Source organism: Streptomyces sp. NPDC050806 (assembly GCF_055586425.1).
Genome location: NZ_JBVJIF010000007.1, coordinates 114,578 through 137,643 on the forward strand (window position 1 = coordinate 114,578; position 23,066 = coordinate 137,643).

At 72.3% G+C, this 23,066-nt stretch carries 19 protein-coding genes and 1 riboswitch; of the genes, 9 read left to right on the forward strand and 10 right to left on the reverse strand.

Annotation, left to right across the window (positions count from 1 at the left end; translation table 11 throughout):
- The first annotated feature begins 252 nt into the window (after positions 1-252).
- A complete protein-coding gene (gene cdgB, locus ACZ6WH_RS22660; RefSeq protein ID WP_432857825.1) occupies positions 253-1,917 on the forward strand; it encodes a diguanylate cyclase CdgB in 1,665 nt (554 codons plus the stop codon).
- A 381-nt stretch (positions 1,918-2,298) separates the two neighbouring features.
- Complete coding sequence (locus ACZ6WH_RS22665) at positions 2,299-3,246, forward strand: carbohydrate-binding protein (protein WP_469730093.1); 948 nt, start codon at positions 2,299-2,301, stop codon at positions 3,244-3,246.
- Positions 3,247-3,357: 111 nt separating this feature from the next.
- Here ACZ6WH_RS22665 and ACZ6WH_RS22670 read toward each other — a convergent pair whose 3' ends face one another.
- The 3 genes from ACZ6WH_RS22670 to ACZ6WH_RS22680 form a co-directional block, all read right to left on the reverse strand.
- Positions 3,358-4,287, reverse strand: a complete 930-nt coding sequence (locus tag ACZ6WH_RS22670; protein WP_469730094.1) for a 1-phosphofructokinase family hexose kinase — start codon at positions 4,285-4,287, stop codon at positions 3,358-3,360.
- 186 nt (positions 4,288-4,473) lie between these two features.
- A complete protein-coding gene (gene nagA / locus ACZ6WH_RS22675; RefSeq protein WP_432857831.1) occupies positions 4,474-5,631 on the reverse strand; it encodes an N-acetylglucosamine-6-phosphate deacetylase in 1,158 nt (385 codons plus the stop codon).
- Positions 5,631-6,596 (reverse strand): ROK family protein, encoded by a 966-nt coding sequence (locus ACZ6WH_RS22680; protein ID WP_469730095.1) that lies wholly within the window; start codon positions 6,594-6,596, stop codon positions 5,631-5,633. Before ACZ6WH_RS22680 ends, nagA begins: the two co-directional genes overlap by 1 nt.
- Before the next feature lie 359 nt (positions 6,597-6,955).
- Here ACZ6WH_RS22680 and ACZ6WH_RS22685 point away from each other — a divergent pair, with 359 nt between their 5' ends.
- The 3 genes from ACZ6WH_RS22685 (at position 6,956) to otsB (ending at position 9,611) form a co-directional block, all read left to right on the forward strand.
- Positions 6,956-8,233 carry an extracellular solute-binding protein gene (locus ACZ6WH_RS22685; RefSeq protein ID WP_469730096.1) on the forward strand — a complete coding sequence of 426 codons (1,278 nt, stop codon included), beginning with the start codon at positions 6,956-6,958 and terminating at the stop codon, positions 8,231-8,233.
- Between the two features lie 70 nt (positions 8,234-8,303).
- Positions 8,304-8,549, forward strand: coding sequence for a DUF3263 domain-containing protein (locus tag ACZ6WH_RS22690; RefSeq protein ID WP_361559177.1), 246 nt, complete (start codon positions 8,304-8,306; stop codon positions 8,547-8,549).
- A gap of 183 nt (positions 8,550-8,732) precedes the next feature.
- The gene (gene otsB, locus ACZ6WH_RS22695) at positions 8,733-9,611 is read left to right on the forward strand and encodes a trehalose-phosphatase (protein WP_469730097.1); all 879 of its coding nucleotides are present in this window, start codon (positions 8,733-8,735) and stop codon (positions 9,609-9,611) included.
- Between the two features lie 86 nt (positions 9,612-9,697).
- Here otsB and ACZ6WH_RS22700 read toward each other — a convergent pair whose 3' ends face one another.
- Together ACZ6WH_RS22700 and ACZ6WH_RS22705 are read right to left on the reverse strand one after the other, a co-directional pair.
- Positions 9,698-11,179, reverse strand: a complete 1,482-nt coding sequence (locus ACZ6WH_RS22700; protein WP_469730098.1) for an alpha,alpha-trehalose-phosphate synthase (UDP-forming) — start codon at positions 11,177-11,179, stop codon at positions 9,698-9,700.
- 170 nt (positions 11,180-11,349) lie between these two features.
- Positions 11,350-12,342, reverse strand: coding sequence for a glucosyl-3-phosphoglycerate synthase (locus ACZ6WH_RS22705; protein ID WP_469730099.1), 993 nt, complete (start codon positions 12,340-12,342; stop codon positions 11,350-11,352).
- A 180-nt stretch (positions 12,343-12,522) separates the two neighbouring features.
- A riboswitch (SAM riboswitch) is annotated at positions 12,523-12,681 on the forward strand.
- Between the two features lie 17 nt (positions 12,682-12,698).
- Here ACZ6WH_RS22705 and thrC point away from each other — a divergent pair.
- The 4 genes from thrC (at position 12,699) to groL (ending at position 16,990) form a co-directional block, all read left to right on the forward strand.
- Positions 12,699-13,985, forward strand: a complete 1,287-nt coding sequence (gene thrC, locus ACZ6WH_RS22710; RefSeq protein WP_432857840.1) for a threonine synthase — start codon at positions 12,699-12,701, stop codon at positions 13,983-13,985.
- Between the two features lie 65 nt (positions 13,986-14,050).
- Positions 14,051-14,329, forward strand: a complete 279-nt coding sequence (locus ACZ6WH_RS22715; protein WP_361559190.1) for a MoaD/ThiS family protein — start codon at positions 14,051-14,053, stop codon at positions 14,327-14,329.
- Positions 14,330-14,786: 457 nt separating this feature from the next.
- Entirely contained in the window at positions 14,787-14,990 is a 204-nt protein-coding gene (locus ACZ6WH_RS22720) for a cold-shock protein (protein WP_003986833.1), read from the forward strand.
- Between the two features lie 374 nt (positions 14,991-15,364).
- On the forward strand, positions 15,365-16,990 hold the full coding sequence (gene groL / locus ACZ6WH_RS22725; RefSeq protein WP_361559193.1) for a chaperonin GroEL: 1,626 nt from the start codon (positions 15,365-15,367) through the stop codon (positions 16,988-16,990).
- A gap of 97 nt (positions 16,991-17,087) precedes the next feature.
- On the opposite strand, the gene ACZ6WH_RS22730 is transcribed toward groL, so the two are convergent.
- From ACZ6WH_RS22730 to ACZ6WH_RS22750, 5 genes are all read right to left on the reverse strand, one after another.
- Complete coding sequence (locus ACZ6WH_RS22730; protein ID WP_469730100.1) at positions 17,088-18,290, reverse strand: hypothetical protein; 1,203 nt, start codon at positions 18,288-18,290, stop codon at positions 17,088-17,090.
- Positions 18,287-19,147, reverse strand: coding sequence for a hypothetical protein (locus ACZ6WH_RS22735; RefSeq protein WP_469730101.1), 861 nt, complete (start codon positions 19,145-19,147; stop codon positions 18,287-18,289). The genes ACZ6WH_RS22730 and ACZ6WH_RS22735 overlap by 4 nt, the downstream gene beginning before the upstream one ends.
- A 144-nt stretch (positions 19,148-19,291) precedes the next feature.
- Positions 19,292-20,920 (reverse strand): PTS transporter subunit EIIC, encoded by a 1,629-nt coding sequence (locus ACZ6WH_RS22740; RefSeq protein ID WP_469730102.1) that lies wholly within the window; start codon positions 20,918-20,920, stop codon positions 19,292-19,294.
- Between the two features lie 112 nt (positions 20,921-21,032).
- Positions 21,033-21,974, reverse strand: coding sequence for an N-acetylmuramic acid 6-phosphate etherase (murQ, locus tag ACZ6WH_RS22745; protein WP_469730103.1), 942 nt, complete (start codon positions 21,972-21,974; stop codon positions 21,033-21,035).
- Positions 21,975-22,029: 55 nt separating this feature from the next.
- Positions 22,030-23,010, reverse strand: coding sequence for a MurR/RpiR family transcriptional regulator (locus ACZ6WH_RS22750; protein WP_432857849.1), 981 nt, complete (start codon positions 23,008-23,010; stop codon positions 22,030-22,032).
- Between the last annotated feature and the right edge of the window lie 56 nt (positions 23,011-23,066).

The following is a 23,066-nucleotide window of genomic DNA, read 5'->3' on the forward strand; positions in this document are numbered from 1 at the left end:
CCTAGGGCTGACGACCGAGGACTCCGGTCGGCGGAATTTGCGTTCAGGAAGTTTATGGAAGCGAGGAAAGGGCTTTCGGGGGAGGTGGGTAACTTCCCGGCGTGTTCTGTGACTTGAGTCACAGCAGGGGGTAATTGTTGACCCTGTGTACCGGGTGAACAGCTCACTGTGATTCAGTGGCCGTGGCAATCGGACGACTAGAGGACGACAAGAAGCCTGGAGTTGCTGTCGAGGTCTCAGGGAGAGCGAGCGATGGAGACCGAGTCGGAGCCATACGTCCGTCTTGCGACCCTGCGGCAGCTGCACCAAGTGGTCGCCGACCTGAACACCGCACGCAGCCTTGCAGACACGCTGCAGGCCGTCGCCGACGGCGCGATCACCGGGCTGGGCTATGAGCTCGCCGCGGTCAATCTCGTACGCCCCGACGGCGACCTCGTCGTGGCCGCAGTCGCAGGCAGTGCGGGTGCGGAGGCCCTGCTGTCCGGCCGGGTCGGCTCCCGGGAGTCCTGGGAGCGCCGGCTGAGCATGGGCCAGCGCTGGGGCGACCTGTGCTTCATTCCGCACACCGAGGGCTGGGTGCTGGACGACGACGACGTCCCGCAGTGGCACGCCGCCGGGCCCACGCCGCGCTTCCCCGACGAGTGGCATCCGATGGACCGCCTCTTCGCGCCCATGTACTCGGCCTCCTCCGGCGGCGGCGAGCTGCTCGGCGTGATTTCCGTCGACCGGCCGCGCAACGGGCGCCGTCCGGGAGCCTGGGGCCGCGAGGCGCTTCAGATGTTCGCTTTCCAGGCCGCGATTGCGATCAGTAATGCCCGGTTGCGGGCAAACATGCAGCGCGCGCTGGTCCGGCTGGAGCGGGAGCAGCAGGCGCTCCGGGCGAGCGAGGAAAGCTTCCGGCAGGCCTTCGAGTACGCGCCGAGCGGCATGGCCATCGCCGAGATGGGCGGCGACCAGCACGGACGGCTGCTGCGTACGAACGACGCGCTGTGCCGGCTGCTGGGGCGCCCGGCCTCCGTGATGCGCCGGTACTCCTTCTCCGACCTGGTGCACCCCGAGGACATCGGGACGCTGCTGCGGACCTCGGCCGAGGGCGGCCGGGCGGAGCTGCGGCTGGCCCGCCGGGACGGCTCCTACGTCTGGGTGAACCTGCGCAACAGCGTCGTCGCGGACACCGCCGACGGCCCGCGCTTCCTGCTCACGCACGTCGAGGACATCGAGGAGCGCAAGCGGCACGAGCTGCAGCTCGCGCACCGTGCCAGCCACGACTCGCTGACCGGCCTGCCGAACGCCGCCGAGCTGCGTGCCCGGCTCAGCGCCCGGCTGTGCTCGCGGCCGCCGGGCGCGGACGAGGCGGACGCCTTCGCCTCGGCGGTCGGCGGGGAGATCGACGGGCACGACTTCCTGCCGGACGGCGGCGGCGAACCGTTCGAGGGCTTCCACCTCGCCCGTACGGGTCCCGTCTACGACAGCCATGTGCACGCGGTGGCGCCGTCGGACGGGCCCGAGGACGACGGTGCCAAGGGGCTGGCCGTGCTCTTCTGCGACCTGGACGGCTTCAAGTCGATCAACGACCGGTTCGGGCACCACACGGGTGACGCGGTGCTCATCGAGGTGGCCAGGCGGCTGACCAACGGGGTGCGGGACGGCGACACGGTCGCCCGGCTCGGCGGTGACGAGTTCGTCGTGCTCGCTGACGGGCTGGGCAAGGCGGACGCCCAGGACCTGGCCGTACGGCTGCGGAACGCGATCATCCCGCCGATCCGGGTGGACGGCCGGGCCGTGCGGGTCGGCGCCAGTTTCGGGATCGGCTGGGCCGGCTGCGGCATGTCGGCCGAGGAGGTCCTGCAATCCGCTGACCAGCGGATGTACGTCGAGAAGCGGTCCCGCTCGAAGGCGAACCGGCGGGCGAGCTGACGGCCCCGGCACCCGGTCGCGCGAACCCGCCGGGTCCGGCGAGGTGGGGACGACGGTTCGGCCCGTCTGCCCCACCCGTCCCACCCGTCCCACCCGTCCCACCCGTCCCACCCGTCCCGCGTCCGTCCCCCGTCCGGGCCGTGTGGCGGAAGACACCTCCCGCCCGGCGGAGGGCGCCCGTACCGCGCTGACCGCTGCCTAGCCCGGTGAGCGCCTGCTGTTCACCGTCCTGTAGTGATCTTGTGGCCGTACGGAACCGGCGTACGCCGCTCCGCACCGGGTAGGCTGCGCCGATGCGGCGCTGGCCGCCGGGGGCCTCACAAGCATGTAGACATCAGTACGTAGACATTCGTTTGCAAGACCGCTGGGGAGTGACGCGGAATGACGGCCGGTAGTAACGGCACGGACACGCCGGAGAACGACGATCCGTTCGGCTACCTCTACCGCTCGGAAGGCGGCGAGGCGGGCGCGCAGGGTCAGTCGGGCGCCGGCGCGGCGGTGCGGCAGCCGGGCGTCCCCAGAAGGTCCTACAACCAGGTGCGCGCCGTCGGTGAGCGGCAGTACGGGCAGCAGCAGTACGGGCAGCAGGCGCAGGCGCCGCAGCAGGCGTACGGCCAGAACGCGCACTACGCGGCGCCCGAGACGCTGCCGGGCGGCGGGGCGCGCAACGGTCACGGCGGGCACGGTGCCGGCGGCTCCGGCCAGGGGCCGCGCCGCAACCGCAACGGCCTGCTCATCGGCGCCATCGCGGTCGTCGCCGTCGTCTGCGTCGGCATCGGCGTCGCGATGATCTCCAACGGTGACGACGGGAAGGGCGAGGGGGCCGGCGGGGCCGGCGCGTCCGCGAGCGAGAGCGCCGGGCCGAGCGCCAAGCCGTCCGACAAGCCGGCCGAGGTCGACCTGCCCAAGGCCGACGCGGGCAGCCTGCGACTGGACGGCTCGGCGACGACCGCCAAGGACATACCGGGCGCCCGTTCGTCCGGCGGCCTGTACGTCACCGGTATGAACACGCCGGGCTCCGCGGCGACGTGGAAGATGGACGTGCCCAAGGCCGGTCAGTACACCGTCTTCGTCGGGTACGGCGTGCCCGGCAAGGACGCCGACGCCACCCTGTCGATCAACGGCAAGGCCCGCGACTCGGGGCTGAACATGAAGAACTTCGCCGGGGCGCAGGAAGGCGACTGGGAAAAGGGCTGGACCCGCACCTACGCCTGGGTGCAGCTGAACAAGGGCACCAACGAGGTCAAGATCTCCTGCGAGCAGGGGAACAAGTGCGACTTCAACCTCGACCAGGTGTGGCTCAAGGCGGGCCAGGTCACCAAGCCGTAGCCGGTACCGCCGGCCGGGGCCACGATGCGGCCGCCGGCCGGTGCCGCCGCCAATTCTTGGGCTCCCGGCCGGTGCCGTCCCTGAGCCTCGGGCTCCCGGCCGGCGCTGTCTCTAGGCCGCGGCCGGCCCGTCCGTCACGGTGACCTCGCCCAGCAACTCCTCGTATGTGGCGCGGTCGAATTCGCCGGCGCCCTCGGCGCGGACCGTTGCTGCGGACAGGGCCACCGCGCGGATCAGGCGGTCCGGCCAGGAGAGGTCTTCGACCAGGCCGGTCAGCAGGCCGGCCACCGCCGAGTCGCCGGCGCCCGTGGGGTTGCCGGCGATCCGCCGGGGCGGCGCGGCCTGCCAGGAGCCGTCCGCGGTCACCGCGAGCATGCCGTCGGCGCCGAGCGAGGCCGCTACCGTGTGCGCGCCCCGGCGGCGCGCGTCCCGTGCGGCCCGCAGTGGTTCGTTGTGGCCGGTCAGCGCGGCCAGCTCGTCGGCGTTGGGCTTGGCCAGGTCGGGCCGGGCTGCGAGGCCGCGGCGCAGCGGTTCGCCGCTGGTGTCCAGGAGGACCGGGACGCCGGCCGTGCGGGCCGTACGGGTGAGGCGCGCGTACACGTCCACGGGCACACCGGGCGGCAGGCTGCCGCACAGGGCCACTGCCTGCGCGCCGTCGAGGAGTTCGCGGTAGCGGCCGAGGAACGCGTCCCACTCGGCGGGGGAGACGGTCGGGCCCGGTTCGTTGAGCTGGGTGGTGTCGCCGCCCGCGGTGTCCACGACGGCGACGGTGCGCCGGGTGGCGGCGCCGATCGGCACCAGCGCGTCGGTGACGCCGGTCTCCTGGGCGAGCATGGCGCGCAGCGCGTCGCCGGTGCCGCCGCCGGCGAAACCGGTGGCAACGGTGTCATGTCCCAGTGCGGCGAGCACCCGGGCGACGTTCAGTCCCTTGCCGCCGGGGCGTTCGGACACCTCCGTCACCCGGTTGGTGCCGCGCGGGCGGAGCCGCGGTACCCAGTAGGTGATGTCGAGTGCGGCGTTCAGCGTGACCGTGAGGATCATGGTTCCCCCTCCCGCGCAGTGGTCGGGCGGCCGCGTGAACGGCCGGGTACGGACGAGTGCGCGAGCGATCATGCCATCGCCGACGGCAGTTGGCACAGAGCGCGTTGACCGCCGGGGCCGCGGATCCGGATCAATCGGCCCAGCCCGGACGGGGTGCCCGCCCGGACCAACGTCCGCACCGGGTCTTTACCCGGCCTGCGGCGGCCGTACCACCCACTCACCCCGCCGCATCACACCCACCACGTCGTACGCCGCGTTCAGTACGACCAGGTCGGCGTCCTTGCCCGGCTCGATGGAGCCGGTGCGGTCGTCGATGCCCAGCAGCCGGGCCGGGTTCGCCGACAGCGCCTGTACGGCCTGCTCGATGCCGATGCCGTCGATCGTGACGGCGCGCTTGAAGGCCAGGTCCAGGGTGAGCGTGGAGCCCGCGATCGAGCCGGCGGTGGGGCCGCCGTGGATGCGCGCGACACCGTCCTTGACCTCGACCTCCATCGGGCCGAGCGGGTACATGCCGTCGCTCATGCCGGCCGCGCCCATCGCGTCGGTGATGAACGCGACGCGGTCGGCGCCCGCGTGACGGAAGGCCAGTTCCAGGACGGCGGGGTGCAGATGGGTGCCGTCGTTGATCAGCTCGACGGTGATCCGCTCGTCCTCCAGGAGTGCCGCGATCGGCCCGGGAGTGCGGTGGTTCAGGGTCGGCATGGCGTTGAAGAGGTGGGTGGCGACGGTGGCGCCCGCCTCGATGGCCTCGTGGGCCGCCTCGTACGTGGAGTCGGTGTGGCCGATGGCCGCGATGACGCCGGATTCGGCCAGCAGCCGTACGGAGTCCAGGCCGCCGGGCAGTTCGGGGGCGAGGGTCAGCATCTTCGCCGTGCCGCGGGCCGCGTCGATCAGCTTGCGGACGTCCGCCGGGTCCGGGTCGCGCAGCAGTTCCGGCTGGTGGGCGCCGCAGCGGTGGGCCGAGATGAACGGGCCCTCGAAGTGGATGCCGGCCAGCTCGCCCTGTTCGACCAGCTCGGACAGGACGGCCGCCTGCCGGGCCAGGTCCGCCAGGTCGCCGGTGACGGTCGAGGCGACCATGGAGGTGGTGCCGTGGCGGCGGTGGGTGTCGGCGGCCTTGAGGCACTCCTCGGGGTCGGCGGAGGAGAACGAGCCGCCGCCCCCGCCGTGCACGTGCATGTCCACGAAGCCGGGGACGATCAGATGCCCCGACAGGTCGACGGTGGTGCCGCCGGCCGCGGGGCCCACGGCGAGGTGCGGCCCGTCGATGGTGAGCGCGAGTTCGTCGACGACGCCCGCGGGCAGCGCCACCCGGGCGCCACTGAGGATGGTTCGGTCCGCCATCAGGCAGTTACCTCCGTGGAGAGTAGATCCCGGGCGAGCAGTCCTGCGCCCAGGCAGCCGGCCGCGTCCCCGAGCGCCGCCGGAACGATCGAGGGGAGCGGCTGGAACGTAACCCGCTGCCGGACCGCCTCCCGCAGAGGCGCGAACAGCGTGTCGCCCGCCTCGGCGAGCCCGCCGCCGATGATCAGGGTCTGCGGGTCGAGCAGCGTGAGGCAGGTGACCAGACCGTCGGCGAGCGCGTCGACGGCCTCCTGCCAGACGGCGACGGCCGTCCGGTCGCCGGACTCGACGGCCTTGGCGGCGTCCGCCGCGGTGGCGTCCGGGTCACCGCAGGCGGCGGCCCAGGCGCGGCCGACGGCGGCGGCCGAGGCCAGCGTCTCCAGGCAGCCGCGCCGGCCGCAGCCGCACTGCGGACCCTGCGGGCGTACGACGATGTGCCCGATCTCGCCCGCGCTGCCGTGCGCCCCGGCCTCGATGCGGCCGCCGATGCCGATGGCGGCCGCGATGCCGGTGCCCAGCGGCAGGAAGAGGAACCGGTCGGCGTCCTTGCCCGCCCCGATGCGGCCCTCGGCGAGTCCGCCGGTGCGTACGTCGTGGCCGAGCGCCACGGGTACGCCGTCGAGCCGCTCCGAGAGCAGACGGCGCAGCGGGACGTCGCGCCAGCCGAGGTTGGAGGCGTACACGGCGGTACCGGTGGTCTCGTCGACGATGCCCGGGACCGCGACGCCGACGGCCGCGGCGGGGGTGCCGTACCGGCGGGCGCCCAGCTCGCGCAGCTCGGCGGCGAAATCGAGGATCGTGCCGATCACCGCCTCGGGGCCGCGCTCGCGTCCCGTGGGGCGGCGGGCCTCGTGCAGCAGGACGGGCGGCCGGGCGGGCGCGCCTCCGGAGGACGCCGCCTCCGTACCGACGAGTGCGGCCTTGATCCCGGTGCCGCCCACATCGAGCGCGATGACATGTCTCACGCGGGCCAGTCTCCCGCGAGAAGTGTCGAAAGGTCTAGTCCACTTGCGGTCTCCGCGCGTAGCTACCCTGTGGGGGTGATGTTCGGGCGTGCTGCACGGGGAGTTGGGCGCCGGGTCGCCCGCGCTTCACCGGGCGCTCCGTCCGCGCCGCGTGCGCCGGGCGGTCGCGCAGGGCCGGAGGGAGGCCCGCGTTCCGGTTCGCTGATGCGAAACGGAGACCTCATTTGGTGTAGACCTTGTGACGGTGTGCGGGGCAGACTCGCAGCTCATGCGCCCGGCGGGGGTGATCCCCGCCGCCGCGGCGCGTCCCGGACGTACGGCACACCCAGACGGCACACGAAGGCGGAAAAGGGCACGTAATGGCAGTACAGCGACGCTACAAGAGCCTCGCGGCGGCGGGTATCGCGACGGCCATGACACTGACCCTGGCGTCCTGCTCCGGCGGACCCGGCGGCAGCGACGACGTCACCCTGAAGCTGGTCGCCGCCGACTACGGCGACAACGCGTCCAACTCCAGCAAGCACTACTGGGACGGCGTCACGCGGGCCTTCGAGGCGAAGCACCCCAACATCAAGGTGGACGTCGACGTCTACAGCTGGGAGGACGTCGACAAGGAGGTCGCGAAGCGGGTCGAGGCCGGCAACGCCCCCGACATGGCCCAGATCGGCGCCTACGCCGACTACGCCGCCGAGGGCAAGCTCTACAGCGCCGACGACCTGCTCTCCATCAGCACCCAGGCGGACTTCACGCCCGGCCTTGCCGACGCCGGCGAGTACCACCGCGTCCAGTACGGCCTGCCCTTCGGAGCCAGCACCCGCCGCCTCTTCTACAACAAGAAGCTCTTCGCCCAGGCCGGCATCGCCGACCCGCCCAAGACCTGGTCCGACATCAAGCAGGACGCGCAGCTCCTGAAGGACGCGGGCGTGAAGACGCCGTTCGCGCTGCCGCTCGGCCCCGAGGAGACCCAGGCCGAGACGATGATCTGGATGCTGAGCGGAGGCGGCGGCTACACCGACTCCATAGGCAAGTACACGATCGACTCGCGGCAGAACGTCCGCACGTTCAAGTGGGTCAAGGACAACCTCGTCACTCCCGGCCTGACCGGCGGCGACCCCGCGAAGCTCAACCGCCAGGCCGGCTTCGACGCCTTCGCCGACGGCAAGGTGGGCATGCTCAACGGCCACCCCACCCTCATGCAGCAGGCCAAGGCCAAGGGCGTCGACTACGGCACCGTCGCACTCCCCGGCATCAACGGCCCCGCCAAGTCCACCATGGGCGTCGCCGACTGGATGATGGGCTTCAAGCAGCACGGGCACCGCGCCGAGATCGGCAAGTTCCTCGACTTCGTCTACGACAAGGGCAACGTCCTGAAGTTCTCCGGCGACTACGGCCTCCTCCCGGTCACCGTCTCCGCCTCCCAGGACATGCTCGCCGAGGACAAGTACAAGAAGCTGCACGGCTTCCTCACGCAGCTGCCGGACGCGGAGTTCTACCCCGCCGACAAGACCTCCTGGCCCCTCGTCAGCAAGACCGTCAAGGCCAAGATGGGCGGCGCGGTCGGCAGCGACGGCGACCCGCAGCAGGTCCTCACCGACATCGAGAACACCGCGAACGAGGCGGACAGCGCGACCCGCTGACGACGGACGGCCGGCGCCGCCCGCCCGGGTGATCAGTAGGGATGTCGTACCGCGGGGCTATCGTGGTCGTGTGGTGTCCGAATCGCCGTCCGAGCAGCTGTCAGCGCGCGACGAGGCCGTGCTCGCCGTGGAGCGCCGCTCCTGGCCCGGCCCCGGCGCCAAGGAGCGCGCCGTGCGCGAGCGGCTCGGCATCTCGCCGACCCGCTACTACCAGCTGCTCAACGCCCTCCTGGACGACCCGCGCGCGCTCGCCCACGACCCCGTGACGGTGAATCGGCTGCGCCGGGTGCGGGAGGAGCGGCGGGCGCGTCGATGACGGACGCCGAGTGCCCCGGCCGGTCCGCAGCTGCGCCGAGTCCGAGAGGAGCGGCGGGCGCGTCGTTGAGTAGTGGGTGGGGACGCGTCTCCGGTGCGCACGTCGCTGAGCCCGCGCCGTGTCCGGCGCTCAAGATCTCCGTACGCCCTCCGCGCGCCCCGGCCCACCGATAGGCTCGGCCCCATGGGCAGCCCCGAGAACCTCCTCGCGCAGCCGGTGTCCGAAGCGGGCCGCGCGGGCCTGGCCACCCTCCTCGCCCGGCCCGCCGAAGCCGTCGTCGCGCTCGACTTCGACGGCACCCTCGCCGACATCGTCCCCGACCCCGAACAGGCCCGCGCGCACCCCGGCGTCGTTCCGGCCCTCGCCCGCCTCGCGCCGCTGCTGCGCGCCGTCGTGGTGATCACCGGCCGGCCGGCGGAGACCGCCGTACGGCTCGGCGGTTTCGCCGCGGCGGACGGCCTGGACCACCTCGTCGTCCTCGGGCACTACGGCGCGGAGCGCTGGGACGCCGCCACCGGCCGGATCGACGCGCCCGCGCCGCCGCCCGGCGTCGCCGCCGCGGCCGCCGAGCTGCCCGGCCTGCTGGCGGGCACCGGTGCCTGGCGGGACGCGCCCGTCGAGGACGCCATCGAGACCAAGGGCGGCCGGGCCGTCGCCGTGCACACCCGCCGCACCCCTGACCCGCAGGGCACCTTTGAGGCGCTGCGCGCGCCGCTGGCCGACCTCGCCGGGCGGCACGGTCTGATCGTCGAGCCCGGCCGCTTCGTCCTGGAGCTGCGCCCGCCCGGCGTCGACAAGGGCGTGGCGCTCACGTCGTACCTGCGGGAGGTGGCGGCGGGCGCGGTCCTCTACGCCGGGGACGACCTCGGCGACCTGGCCGCGTACGCCGCCGTCGACGCGCTCCGCGACCAGGGACAGCCCGGGGTGCTGGTGTGCAGCTCGGCGACGGTCGGCGAGGGCGCCGAGGAACTGGCCGACCGCGCCGACCTGGTCGTACCGGGCCCGGCCGGGGTGGTGCAGCTGCTGACGGCCCTCGCGGAGGCGGCGAAGCCCGCGCCCTGAAGGGGCGCGGGGAACTGCGCGAGCGACCACGACGGCGGGGCAGCCGGCAAAAGCACTGTCCGGGGCAGCCCGGAACCCGGTCGGCCTCAGCCCCGCAGGGCCCGGAGCTGGTCCAAAAACCACTGCGCGGGCGGCAGCGCCGTCGCCGCCATGGCCAGCCGCTTCGAACGTTCCGCGCGCTCGTCCTGGGGCATCGTCAACGCCTCGTGCAGCGCGCCGGCCGTCGCCTCGATGTCGTACGGATTGACCACCAGCGCGTCGTCCGCCAGCTCAGCACAGGCCCCGGCCTCCCGGGAGAGCACCAGCGCGCAGCCCGCCTCCGAGACCACCGGCACCTCCTTGGCGACCAGGTTCATGCCGTCGCGGATGGGGTTGACCAGCGCGACGTCGGCGAGCCGGTAGGCCGCCAGGGAACGCGCGAAGTCGTCCTTCACATGCAGCACGACCGGCAGCCAGCCGGCCGTGCCGAACTCGTCGTTGATCTCCCCGGCCAGCCGCGCGACCTCCTCGGTGTACTCCCGGTACACCGCCAGGTCCTGCCGCGAGGGGTAGGCGAACGCTATGTGGACGACCCGGCCGCGCCACTCGGGCCGGTCGGCCAGCAGCCGCCGGTACGCCCGCAGCCCGCGCACGATGTTCTTCGACAGCTCCGTGCGGTCCACCCGCACGATCGTCTTCCGCGGCGCGCCGTCCTCGCCGGTGCCGATCTGCTCGCGCAGGTCCGCCAGCCGGTCGTCGACGTCCGGCTGCCGGGACCGGTCGCGCAGGAAGTCCGCGTCGGCGCCCAGGCCGTGCACGCCGAGCCGGGTGGTCCGGCCCTCGTGCGTGACGCGCAGCCCGGCCTCCCCGTCCCGCGCCACCTCGGCGCCCAGCACGGCCGCGCAGCACTCGGCGAACGCCTCGGCCCAGCGGCGGGTCAGGAACGCCGCCCGGTCGCCGCCCAGGACGCCACGCAGCACCTGGGCCGCCACATCGTCCGGCAGCAGCCGGAAGTAGTCCGGCGGCGCCCACGGGGTGTGCGAGAAGTGGCCGATGCGCAGGTCGGGGCGGCGCTCGCGGAGCAGGCCCGGCACCAGCGTGAGGTGGTAGTCCTGCACGAGGACGGCGGCGCCCGGCGCCGCGGCCTCGGCGAGCGCGTCGGCGAAGGCGGTGTTGTACGCCTCGTAGGCCGCCCACTGGCCGCGGAAATCCGCGTCGAACGCCGGCTCCAGCGGCGTCTGGTACAGCAGGTGGTGGACGAACCACAGCACGGAGTTGGCGATGCCGTTGTACGCGTCGGAGAACACCTCGGGCGGGATGTCCAGCATCCGGACCTGCTGTCCGCCGGTGTCGGCCGGGTCCAGCAGTCCGGCACCGGAGGCGGCCCGCCGGGCCGCCTCGCGGTCGCCGTCGCCGAGCGCCGCGCACACCCACACGGCTCCGGCGTCCGAGCCGATCGCGGACAGGCCCGAGACCAGTCCGCCACCGCCGCGCCGGGAAGTGAGCGCGCCGTCCGCGCCCAGGGCGTAGGAGACCGGGCCGCGGTTGGACGCGACGAGAACCTGGGCACCTGAGCTGGAGGAGACCATGCCGATGAACTAACCCGCCACAGATCCGCTCAAACGTACGGCCCGCAGCACATCGCGGGCGCAGCCGCACGTCGGGCGCCGCGCGCGGCCCGCACGAGCGCGCGGACGGCCCCCGGCGCACCGGATCCCCGCGGCTCCTCGGGGCCCGTACCGCCCGCCGCGCCCCGGCCTCAGGCCGCCCGCCGCTCCGCGTACTCCGGTATGCCGCGCATCGGCGGCCGCTCCTCGGTGTCCACCGCGGTCGTACGCGGCACGAAGCCGCCCTCCGCACCCCGGTCGAACTGGGTGAGCCGGGGCCGTACGAGGTGGCCGCGCGCCAGCCGCAGCTGGGCGGTGCGGTAGATCGCCGCGGCCATCCGCCCCAGGGCCTGCCCGTCCTGGTGCCGGTGCCGGCGCACCCCCACGTCCACCTGCGCCAGCGCGTCCAGGCCGACCGTGTGCAGCGCGTCGACCAGCAGGCCCAGCTCGACGCCGTATCCCACGGGGAAGGGCAGCCGCTCCAGGAGCGAGCGCCGGGCCGCGTACTCGCCGCCGAGCGGCTGGACGAAACCGGCCAGCTGCGGCCAGTGCAGATTGAGCAGCGGGCGGGCCACCAGCTCGGTCACCCGCCCGCCCTGCTCGCCGCCGGCACGACGACCGTCCCGGCCCGCCCCGGCGCCGCCGACGGCGTCGCCCAGCGGCCGGTCGTACATCGCCTTCACGAACTGCACCTGCGGGTCGGTCAGCAGCGGCCCGACGATCCCGGACACGAAGTCGGCGGAGAACTCGCGCAGGTCGGCGTCGACGAAGCAGACGATGTCGCCGCTGGTGGCCAGCAGCGAGCGCCAGAGCACCTCGCCCTTGCCGGGCACCGTCGCCAGCCGCGGCAGGATCGCGTCGCGGTGCACGACCCGGGCGCCGGCCGCGGCGGCGACCTCGGAGGTGCGGTCGGTGGAGCCGGAATCCACCACGATCAGCTCATCGACCAGCGGCATCGCGTCGGACATCAGGTCACGACGGATGATCTCCACGATCGTGCCGACCGTGGCTTCCTCGTCGAGCGCGGGCAGCACTACGCTGACCGTCTGCCCCGTGCGCCCTTTCGCTGCCAACAGCTGGTCGAGCGGTCGGTCGGCGGCGGACCAGGAGCGGCCGGCCAGCCAGCGCTCCACCTCTTCCAGCACGTATCCGTCTCCTTTTGCTACGCGTGTGGGCCATCTTGCTACGCGGTGTGAGCCATCTCGCGGTTCGGACGGCTATCTCAACCATCCACCCCTTCGGTTACAGTCTTGAACAACGCGGATGACCACCGCATGCCGGGGTCACCGCTGAACAAACGCCTGTGTTTCGTATGCAGGCCATACCGCTCATCCAGAGGGGCAGAGGGATACGGCCCGTTGAAGCCCCGGCAACCCTCCAGCCGGTCTTGCCGCCAGGACACTGACGTCCCGCGCGCGAGGCTCCCGGCTAGGGAAGGTGCCAAATCCGTCTCACGGCGAGATGCGTCGTGAGGAAGATGAGGAGAAAGGGCCTCGCCTCCATGGCTGTGCAAGCTTCTGAAAGCACCACCACTTCCGCCGTCTCCCTCGGCCCCGCCGCTGCGCTGTCCTGCCGCGAGTGCGGTACCCGCTTCGATCTGGGCCCGATCTTCGCCTGTCAGGAATGTTTCGGGCCGCTCGAAGTGGCCTACGACCTGCCGAGCGGCGACCCCGAGGGCCTGAAGAAGCAGATCGAGGCCGGTCCCGACAACATCTGGCGGTACGCGCCGCTGCTGCCCGTCCCCGCCGACGTGGCCGACAAGCCCAACCTCAACCCGGGCTTCACCAAGCTGGTCAAGGCCGACCGGCTCGCCGCCGAGCTGGGCGTCACCGGCGGCCTGTACGTGAAGGACGACTCCGGCAACCCGACGCACTCCTTCAAGGACCGCGTCGTGGCCATCGCCGTCGAGGCGGCCCGCGCCTTCGGCTTCACCACCCTGTCCTGCTCCTCCACCGGCAACCTGGCCGGTGCCGTCGGCGCCGCGGCGCGCCGGGCCGGCTTCCGCTCCTGCGTGTTCATCCCGCACGACCTGGAGGCGGGCAAGGTCGTCATGGCCGCGGTGTACGGCGGTGACCTCGTCGGCATCGAGGGCAACTACGACGACGTCAACCGCTTCTGCTCCGAGCTCATCGGCGACCCGCTGGGCGAGGGCTGGGGCTTCGTGAACGTCAACCTCCGCCCGTACTACGGCGAGGGTTCCAAGACGCTCGCGTACGAGATCTGCGAGCAGCTCGGCTGGGAGCTGCCGGACCAGCTGGTCATCCCGATCGCCTCGGGCTCGCAGCTCACGAAGATCGACAAGGGGCTCAAGGAGCTGATCAAGCTCGGCCTGGTCGAGGACAAGCCGTACAAGATCTTCGGCGCCCAGGCCGAGGGCTGCTCGCCGGTGTCCACCGCCTTCAAGGCCGGCCACGACGTGGTCCGCCCGCAGAAGCCGAACACCATCGCCAAGTCGCTGGCCATCGGCAACCCGGCGGACGGCCCGTACGTGCTCGACATCGCCCGCCGCACCGGCGGCGCCGTCGAGGACGTCGACGACGAGCAGGTCGTGGACGCGATCAAGCTGCTGGCCCGCACCGAGGGCATCTTCGCGGAGACCGCGGGCGGCGTGACCGTCGGCGTCACCAAGAAGCTCATCGAGAACGGGCAGATCGACCCGGCCAAGTCCCTCGTCGTCCTGAACACCGGCGACGGCCTGAAGACGCTGGACGCCGTCGCGCCGACCACCGGCCCGACCGCGACCATCCGTCCGAGCCTGGACTCCTTCCGCGAGGCCGGCCTCGGCTGAGCCCTGGCCCCCGGCCGGAGAGCCGCCTCGCACCCGTAGCCACTGAAACCGGAAGGCAGAAGAACATGAGCGTCAACGTCCGCATCCCCACCATCCTCCGCACCTACACCGGCGGCCAGGCCGAGGTCCCCGCCGAGGGCGCGAAGCTCTCCGAGGTCATCCAGGACCTGGAGAAGAACCACAACGGCATCGCGGCCCGCGTCCTGGACGACCAGGGCAAGCTGCGCCGCTTCGTGAACGTCTACGTCAACGACGACGACGTGCGCTTCGAGGGCGGCCTGGAGACCGCGACGCCGGACGGTGCCAGCGTTTCGATCATTCCCGCGGTGGCCGGCGGCTGCTGAAAAAGCGGCCGTACGCCCCTTTGTGCGCCCTGTGTGCGCCCCTTGTGCACCGTCTCGTGAATGACGGGATGCGCGCCCCGGAATCGCCCCGTCCGCAACAGAAGCGGACGGGGCGATTCCATGTCGTTAAAGGCGATACAGTTGAGGTGAATCCTCTTCGCGCGCGTGCCCGCCGCATATGAGAACACGACAAGATGTGCCCAAAGTGTGTGCGCAATTTGTCGTGTTGATGAGCTATGCCCGGCCCGGCTTGCCCAGAATTGTTGAGACTTCGCCAGATATCGGCGAATGGTCGTGGGCAGAATTCTCGTCCGATTGACCTGTTGCGCTGGGCATCGGTCCAGATACATTCAGCGGCGGTCGACGCGTTCCGGCGCACACCCTCCTTGAGGGTGAGGTCTGACCCGGGTCCGCGGAGTGCGGTCCTGCGCAAGGGCCAGCAATAGGGGAGTTAGGAATGGCTCAGGGCACCGTCAAGTGGTTCAACGCGGAGAAGGGGTACGGCTTCATCGCGGTCGACGGTGGTGCGGATGTTTTCGTCCACTACAGCGCGATCCAGATGGACGGTTACCGCACCCTTGAGGAAGGCCAGCGGGTCGAGTTCGAGATCTCGCAGGGTCAGAAGGGGCCGCAGGCGGACATGGTTCGCGTGGCCGGCTGAAGCGCCGACCGACTGCAGCGTACGGAGGTCCGTGCTCCCTGAGGGGGGTACGGGCCTCTTGTTGTGCACGGCATGCAATGGCCCGGCCCCTTGCACAGCCGCCGCGCGAGCCCGCAGCCTGGCTGAGGTGCTTGCGTCCACCCTGTCGCCCACCACCACCGCTCATCGAGCCTTCTGTGGAGGCGCTTGCACTCTGGGGGGCCGAGTGCTAATCATTGCGTTAGCACTCTGAAGGTGAGAGTGACAGAACTTCGGATCGGGCCGGTGAGGTCCGCGGCCCGGTGGGGCAGGGAACCACGGGGTCGCAGGCCGTCCGTCGCGGGCACCGTCGCGGTCCACTGCGTTTCCACCCCTGTCCGGGAGGACCACTTCACATGGCCAAGATCATCGCGTTCGACGAGGAGGCACGGCGCGGTCTCGAGCGCGGGATGAACCAGCTCGCCGACGCCGTCAAGGTCACCCTTGGCCCCAAGGGCCGCAACGTCGTCCTTGAGAAGAAGTGGGGCGCCCCCACGATCACCAACGATGGTGTGTCCATCGCCAAGGAGATCGAGCTCGAGGACCCGTACGAGAAGATCGGCGCCGAGCTGGTCAAGGAGGTCGCGAAGAAGACGGACGACGTCGCCGGTGACGGCACGACGACCGCGACCGTCCTGGCCCAGGCCCTGGTCCGCGAGGGCCTGCGCAACGTCGCGGCCGGCGCCAACCCGATGGCCCTGAAGCGCGGCATCGAGCGCGCCGTCGAGGCCGTCTCCGCCGCCCTGCTGGAGCAGGCGAAGGACGTGGAGACCAAGGAGCAGATCGCCTCCACCGCCTCCATCTCCGCGGCCGACACCCAGATCGGCGAGCTCATCGCCGAGGCCATGGACAAGGTCGGCAAGGAAGGCGTCATCACCGTCGAGGAGTCCCAGACCTTCGGTCTGGAGCTGGAGCTCACCGAGGGTATGCGCTTCGACAAGGGCTACATCTCGGCGTACTTCGCCACCGACATGGAGCGTATGGAGGCGTCGCTCGACGACCCGTACATCCTGATCGTCAACTCCAAGATCTCCAACGTGAAGGACCTCCTTCCGCTGCTGGAGAAGGTCATGCAGTCGGGCAAGCCGCTGCTGATCATCGCGGAGGACGTCGAGGGCGAGGCCCTGTCGACCCTGGTCGTCAACAAGATCCGTGGCACCTTCAAGTCCGTCGCCGTGAAGGCCCCGGGCTTTGGTGACCGCCGCAAGGCCATGCTCGGCGACATCGCCATCCTCACCGGTGGCACCGTCATCTCCGAGGAGGTCGGCCTCAAGCTGGAGAACGCCGGTCTCGACCTGCTCGGCCGCGCCCGCAAGGTCGTCATCACCAAGGACGAGACCACCATCGTCGACGGTGCCGGCGACAGCGACCAGGTCCAGGGCCGCGTCAACCAGATCCGCGCCGAGATCGAGAACTCGGACAGCGACTACGACCGCGAGAAGCTGCAGGAGCGCCTGGCGAAGCTCGCCGGCGGTGTTGCGGTCATCAAGGCCGGTGCCGCGACCGAGGTCGAGCTCAAGGAGCGCAAGCACCGCATCGAGGACGCCGTTCGCAACGCGAAGGCGGCCGTCGAGGAGGGCATCGTTGCCGGCGGTGGCGTCGCCCTGCTGCAGGCTTCCTCGGTCTTCGAGAAGCTTGAGCTCGAGGGTGACGAGGCCACCGGTGCCGCCGCTGTGAAGCTGGCCCTGGAGGCCCCGCTGAAGCAGATCTCCGTCAACGGCGGCCTCGAGGGCGGCGTCGTGGTGGAGAAGGTGCGCAACCTGACCGTGGGTCACGGCCTGAACGCCGCGACCGGCGAGTACGTCGACATGATCGCCGAGGGCATCATCGACCCCGCCAAGGTCACCCGCTCCGCGCTGCAGAACGCCGCCTCCATCGCGGCGCTCTTCCTCACCACCGAGGCCGTCATCGCCGACAAGCCGGAGAAGGCCGCCGCCGGCGGCGCCCCGGGCGGCATGCCGGGCGGTGACATGGACTTCTGATCCACCCCTTCCGGGAACGGATCAGCTGTTCATCGCAGTACGCGCTGTACGGACCGAGGGCGGCACCCCCATCGCGGGGGTGCCGCCCTCGGGCGTTTCATGGGGCGGGCCGGGCGCCCGGAGCGAGGGCCGGACCGGGGTCGAGCGGAGCCGGGGCCGGGCGGGTGCCGCGGCGAACGAGCCGGCTGCCCGCCCACACCGCGACCGCGCAGACCGCGGCGGCGACCGGCGCCCCGTACAGGGCATGCTCCAGACCGGGCGGCGGCAGGAGCAACATCAGCTGCCTGACGAGCGGATCTGTCGCGGCGCCCTCCTCCGGCGGGGCGCCGGCCGCCAGCCCGCCGACGAAGCCGATCGCGCCGACGGTGTACGCGGCCCAGACGCTGAGCAGCACGCGCGGGACGCGGGCCAGGCCGGCCGTCGTCACATTGACGAAGAGGTGCGTGACCGCGTACCCGACCAGGAACATCTGCCAGGCGTAGAGCAGCATGAACGCGCGCTCCCGGGGCGACTCACCGGCCTGCGCCGCCATCCCGTCGGTGTTGGCGACCTGCTCGCGCAGCCAGATTCCGCACTGCTCGGGCAGTTCGCCCGGCGCGCACCAGAAGCGTACGAGTGGCTCCAGCATCCGGCCGGGCGCGTCCGAGAGCAGCACGGCCAGCACCAGCGCGCCGCCCGCGGTCGCGAGCAGTGTGCCGCCGATCCGCGGCCAGAGGGTGTACAGGCCGGCACGGAACCGGCGGATGCCGGCGTGGAACTGATCGCGGAGCGCGAGTCCGGACTCCTTCGGTGCGGCACCGAGCATGCTGACCGTATAGCCGACCTGGCCGCCGAGCAGCCCGAGGAACACGGCATGGCCGGCGCCCGCCTGGGCGTCCTGGAGCAGCTGGAGCGCCGCCTCGCCGCGCAGCGCGGGGTCGGCGGAAAGCTCGGGCAGCCGCAGGCAGGCGAGCGCGAGCAGATGGGCGAGCGGTGCGAAAACGGTGAACGCGACGCCGCAGGTCATGGCCTTGGTACGGCCCGTCGTCCGGGCGGCGAGCCCCGTGGCGGCCGAGCCCAGCAGGGCGAGGAAGAGCACCGTCCACAGCGCTTCCTGGAGCACGGCCGTCGCGCCGGTCGCCTCGGTGAACCGCAGCGTCGGCGAGACGGTCAGCAGTCGGAGCGCGGACAGCGGCCGGTCGCCGGTGCTTCGGTCCGCCCAGTCGACCTGCTGCGGCAGCGTGCCGAGGAGGTGGAGCAGCAGCACGGTGAGGACGGCGGTGGCGACGGGCGAGCGCCGTGCGGCACGGAGGGAGTTCAACGCTCCTCCCGGGCCGGCCGGGGCCCGGCCGTCACCCGGAAGGGACGGCCGTCGTTGTCGATGACTGTCCGGTGCAGGGTCCGGCCGTCCCACCACGTGAGGGTGGCCCGCCACTCGATGTAGTGGCTCCGGGTGCGGCCGGTGAGCAGGAGGTCGTACACATCGCTGGTGCCGATGGACTTGGGAAGGCGCAGGCTGTTCCGGCTGCCCTGGCTCTCCGCCTGCCGGGCCGCGTCCTGGCGGGGGCTGGTCAGCAGGTAGCCGCTGGAGACCGGCCGGCCGACCGGCAGCGAGTCGAGGTCGACGACGAACACTTCCCGGATGCCGTCGCCGCCGCAGCCGGGGTGCGGGGCGAGGCGGCCGGCCGTGGGCTCGGAGCGGTGGGTGACGGTGAGGGACAGGTCCCGGATCTGTACGGCCTTGTCGAGGTTGCCGCGGATGCTGATGGCCGCGCCGACCTCTGACAGGTGGGTGATCCGCTTCTCCCGTTCCCATCGGGTGAGGGTCCGCGTCGGGGCTGCCGGGACGGCGTTCCGCAGCTTCTCATGGGCCGGTGGGACGACGTACTGGGCCGAGCAGGCGTCATCGGCCTGACTGACGTCCATGGCGATGGCTTCCTCGCCGAACAGCGCGTCGTACCCCGCGGTGACCAGTGGTGTGAGCACCGGTACGGCGGCGATGACCAGTCCCACCGTCGCGATCTTGTTGGCTGCCCCCAGCGCCGCGAACCGCCGCCGGAGGCGGGTGAACCGGCCGCCGCCGGTCGGCTGCGGGGCGGGTCCGGGCAGTGCGGCCGGATCAGGGGCGGGCTCCGCCGCTCCGTCCGGCCGCGGGGCTCTCGTCGCATCGCTCGTCACACGCCTCAACTCCCCCTGTTGAACCGTCCGTTGACTGAACGGTACATGTCACCGCGGCGGAACAGCAGGGGGAGGGACTCGGGGGACGAGGCGGGGGTACGGGCCGGCCGGCTCAGCCGGGCGCCGGGCCGGGCGGACGCCGGCTCATACGGACGCCGGCTCCTTTGCCGCGGCGGAGCCGCCGGCCGCGGCCGCGGTGGGGCCCGTACCCGTGCCGCCGGCCACCGGGGCCCGTGCCGTGTCCGCGTTCAGGTCGACGAGCATCTGCTTGCTGAAGCCGAAGAAGTACGTGGCCAGGAAGCCGACGACATAGCCGGCGAGCAGGCCCACGGCGTAGATGACCGCCGTCGTGCCCAGGTCGTGGTTGCCCTTGAGGAGGGGGAAGAGGGCCCAGCCGGAGGGGCCGATGGCGGTGGAGCCGACGGCCGTGCCGAGCTGGTTGAAGAGGCCGACGAAGGCGCCGCCGAACGCGCCGCCGACGCAGGCGGTGACGAACGGCCGCCCGAGCGGGAGCGAGACGCCGTAGATCAGCGGTTCGCCGACGCCGAGGAAGCCGGCGGGGAGGGCGGACTTGATCGTCGTACGGATCGAGCCGTTGCGGGGGAGGCGGAGGTAGACGGCGACGGCCGCGCCGACCTGGCCCGCGCCGGCCATGGCCAGGATCGGCAGCAGGACCGTATAGCTCTGCTGCTCGATGAGGGTGGTGTGGATGGGGATGAGGGCCTGGTGCAGGCCGAGCATCACCAGCGGGAGGAAGAGACCGCCGAGTACGAAGCCGGCGAGCGCGCCGCCGTGGGCGAGGAGCCAGTTGGCGGCCGTACCGATCGCGGCGGAGACCTCACCCGCGGCGTACATCAGGCCGAAGATCGTGACCAGCCCGGTGAGCAGGACCGTGAGGGTCGGGGTGACCAGGACGTCGAGTGATTCCGGCACCCATCTGCGGCACCACTTCTCCACGTACACCGCCAGCACCGCGGCGCCGAGCGCGCCGAGTACGCCGCCCTGCCCGGGGGCGAGCTTCTGGCCGAACGCGGTGATGTTCGCGACGCCGGGGAAGACGATGATCGCCGCGACCGCGCCGCCGAGGATCGGCGTACCGCCGAACTCCTTCGCGGTGTTGAAGCCGACGAACACCGCGATCAGCGCCATGAAGCCGGAGGCGATGGCGGTCAGCGCGGGGACCAGGGCCGGCAGCCAGCCGAGGTTGGTCAGCAGGCCGTTGATGCCGGCGATGATGCCGCAGCCGATGAGGGCCGGGATCAGCGGGACGAAGATGTTGGCGATCCGGCGGAGGAACAGCTTGAAGGGGGTGGCGTTCGCCGCCTTCCGGCGGGCCTTGATCGCGGCGCCCTGAGCGGCCAGCTCGTCGGCGGTGACGGGGGCGGGGTCGCCGGGCGGGCCGGACGCGGTGGCCGGGTCGGCGGCACCGGCGGTGCCGTCGGCAGCGGCGGGCCCGGTCGGCGCCGGGTCAGGAGCGGCCGCCCGCTCCTCCTCGACCAGTTCCTCGAAGACGGGCGTGACCCGGGCGACCGTGCCGGGGCCCAGCACGATCTGGTACGTGTCGTCCTCGACCACCCCCATGACTGCCGGCAGCGCCTTCAGGGCGTCGTCCTGGACCAGCGAGCGGTCCTTGATGCCGAGGCGGAGCCGGGTCATGCAGTGCGCGACGGACGTGATGTTGGCAGCGCCGCCCACGAGGGGCAGGAGCGCGGCGGCGGTGGCGCGGTTCTTGTCCGGGGAGCCGGAGTTCCCCTGGGGAGATGCAGAGGTCATGTGCAGGCGCTGTTCTGTCGGAGGGTGCGCGTCGCCGCGCGGGGGAGAGGGCGCCGCTCCCGGAGGGAGCGCGCGGGCGGGCGGTCGGCTGTCCTGGGCGGGGCCCCGGTCGTCAGCCTTCCCGGGCTGCGGCCTGGAGGGCGGCGCGCAGGTGTCCTTGCGAGGCGGCGAGCAGGCGGGCCGCTGTCGGGCCGTCCACGGAGCCGAGGATGGTCAGGATGGCGTTCTTCACCTCCCCGTCGGTGGCGGTGAGCGCGTCCTCGATCTCCGCGTCGGACGCGCCGGTGGCCAGCGCGACGATGCGCCGGGACCGGGCCCGCAGCTTGTCGTTGGACGCCCGGACGTCGACCATCAGGTTTCCGTAGGTCTTGCCCAGCCGGATCATGGTGATGGTCGAGAGCATGTTCAGCACGAGCTTCTGGGCCGTGCCGGCCTTCAGGCGGGTGGAGCCGGTCAGCAGCTCGGGCCCGACGACGACCTCGATGCCGTGGTCGGCGGCGGCCGCGAGCGCGGAGCCGGCGTTGCACGACAGGCCGATGGTCAGCGCGCCCTGGGCGCGGGCGTGCTCGACGGCGCCGATGGCGTACGGCGTGCGGCCCGAGGCGGAGATGCCGACCACCGTGTCGTCGGCGGTCAGGGCGAGCGCGTCCAGCTCGGCGGCGGCCAGGTCCTTGCTGTCCTCGGCGCCCTCCACGGCGGTGACCATGGCGGGCGGGCCGCCCGCGATCAGCCCGATGACCTCCTCGGGGTCGGTGTTGAAGGTGGGCGGGCACTCGCTGGCGTCGAGGATGCCCAGCCGGCCCGCCGTGCCGGCCCCGGCGTAGATCAGCCGGCCGCCGCGGGCCATGCGGGCCGCCGTGCCGTCGATGGCGGCGGCGATCCGCGGCAGCTGCTCGGCGACGGCGGCCGGGACGGTGGCGTCCTCGCCGTTCATCGTGCGGGCGATGTCCAGGGTGGGCATCCGGTCGATCTCGGCGAGCTCCGGCCGGAACGCCTCGGTGGTGAGGGTCTCCAGCTGGGCCCGCAGCTCGGCGTGGTCAGCGGTGGAAGTCATGGTGAGGGGGTCTCCCGGTACGGCTGAGGGTGGGGCGGGTGGTGCGCGCGGGCGGTCAGCGGGGGCGGGGGGAGTGGCGGTGCGCCAGGGCCTCGTAGGAGGCGGAGAGGGCGGGCGCCGCCGTCTCGTACGTGCGCTGGGCGACGCCGACGAAGAGGCAGTCGACGACGAGCAGCTGGCTCGTACGGGACGACATGGCCGCCGGGCGCAGCTCGCTCTCCCGGGCCGTGGAGGTGGTGAGTATGTGGTCGGCGTAGGAGGCGATCTCGCCGTCCGGGCGGCCGGTGATGGCGATCGTCGTCGCGCCGTGGTCGAAGGCGACCCGCAGCGGTTCTATGACGTCGGTGGTGCGCCCGGAGTGGGTGATCGCGATGGCGACGTCGCCGGTCCGCATCTGGACGGCGTTGGTCACGGCGAGGTGCGGATCGGCGTGCGCGTGCGCGATCAGGCCGATGCGCAGCAGCTTCTGTGCCAGGTCCTGGCCGACGAGGCTGGAGGCGCCGATGCCGTAGACGTCGATGCGGCGGGCGCCGGCGAGCGCGGCGACGGCCGCCTCCAGCTGGGTGGTGTCCAGCGCGGCCGCGGTGTCGGCGAGGCACTGCTGCTCTTCCTGCGCGAGCTTGGTGATCACGTCGGTGAGGGAGTCGTCGACCGCTATGTCGGCCGTGACCGCGGGCGCCCGGCCGGTGGCCTGCTGCGCGGCGAGGGCCGCGAGCGCCAGCCGCAGGTCGCGGTAGCCCGGGTAGCCGAGCAGGCGGGAGGTGCGGACGACGGTGGCCTCACTGGTGCCGGTGCGTTCGGCGAGGCCGGTGACGGTGAGCGCGGCGCAGCCGGCAGGGTCGGCGGCGACGGTCTCCGCGACCCGCTGCATGGAGCGGGTCATGGACGGCGCCAGCGTGCGCACCTTGGCGGCGAGGGCCGCGGGGGCGGGCGGGGTCCGGTCCGGCTGGGGGCGGCGGGCGGCGCCGGGACCGGTCCGGGGAGCGGGGCGGTCGCCGGGGGTGCCGCTGAAAGTTTCCTTCAATCTCGTGCTCACCACTGAAAAGTAATTTCAGCTGTACGCGGCGTCAATACCTTTCCGTGGCCTGTGGA

Excerpts from the sequence above, each read along its gene's own strand:
- cdgB (WP_432857825.1), top strand. The coding sequence starts at position 253 with ATGGAGACCGAGTCGGAGCCATACGTCCGTCTTGCGACCCTGCGGCAG.
- ACZ6WH_RS22665 (WP_469730093.1), top strand. The coding sequence starts at position 2,299 with ATGACGGCCGGTAGTAACGGCACGGACACGCCGGAGAACGACGATCCG.
- ACZ6WH_RS22670 (WP_469730094.1), bottom strand. The coding sequence starts at position 4,287 with ATGATCCTCACGGTCACGCTGAACGCCGCACTCGACATCACCTACTGG.
- nagA (WP_432857831.1), bottom strand. The coding sequence starts at position 5,631 with ATGGCGGACCGAACCATCCTCAGTGGCGCCCGGGTGGCGCTGCCCGCG.
- ACZ6WH_RS22685 (WP_469730096.1), top strand. The coding sequence starts at position 6,956 with ATGGCAGTACAGCGACGCTACAAGAGCCTCGCGGCGGCGGGTATCGCG.
- otsB (WP_469730097.1), top strand. The coding sequence starts at position 8,733 with ATGGGCAGCCCCGAGAACCTCCTCGCGCAGCCGGTGTCCGAAGCGGGC.
- ACZ6WH_RS22700 (WP_469730098.1), bottom strand. The coding sequence starts at position 11,179 with ATGGTCTCCTCCAGCTCAGGTGCCCAGGTTCTCGTCGCGTCCAACCGC.
- thrC (WP_432857840.1), top strand. The coding sequence starts at position 12,699 with ATGGCTGTGCAAGCTTCTGAAAGCACCACCACTTCCGCCGTCTCCCTC.
- ACZ6WH_RS22715 (WP_361559190.1), top strand. The coding sequence starts at position 14,051 with ATGAGCGTCAACGTCCGCATCCCCACCATCCTCCGCACCTACACCGGC.
- ACZ6WH_RS22720 (WP_003986833.1), top strand. The coding sequence starts at position 14,787 with ATGGCTCAGGGCACCGTCAAGTGGTTCAACGCGGAGAAGGGGTACGGC.
- groL (WP_361559193.1), top strand. The coding sequence starts at position 15,365 with ATGGCCAAGATCATCGCGTTCGACGAGGAGGCACGGCGCGGTCTCGAG.
- ACZ6WH_RS22740 (WP_469730102.1), bottom strand. The coding sequence starts at position 20,920 with ATGACCTCTGCATCTCCCCAGGGGAACTCCGGCTCCCCGGACAAGAAC.
- murQ (WP_469730103.1), bottom strand. The coding sequence starts at position 21,974 with ATGACTTCCACCGCTGACCACGCCGAGCTGCGGGCCCAGCTGGAGACC.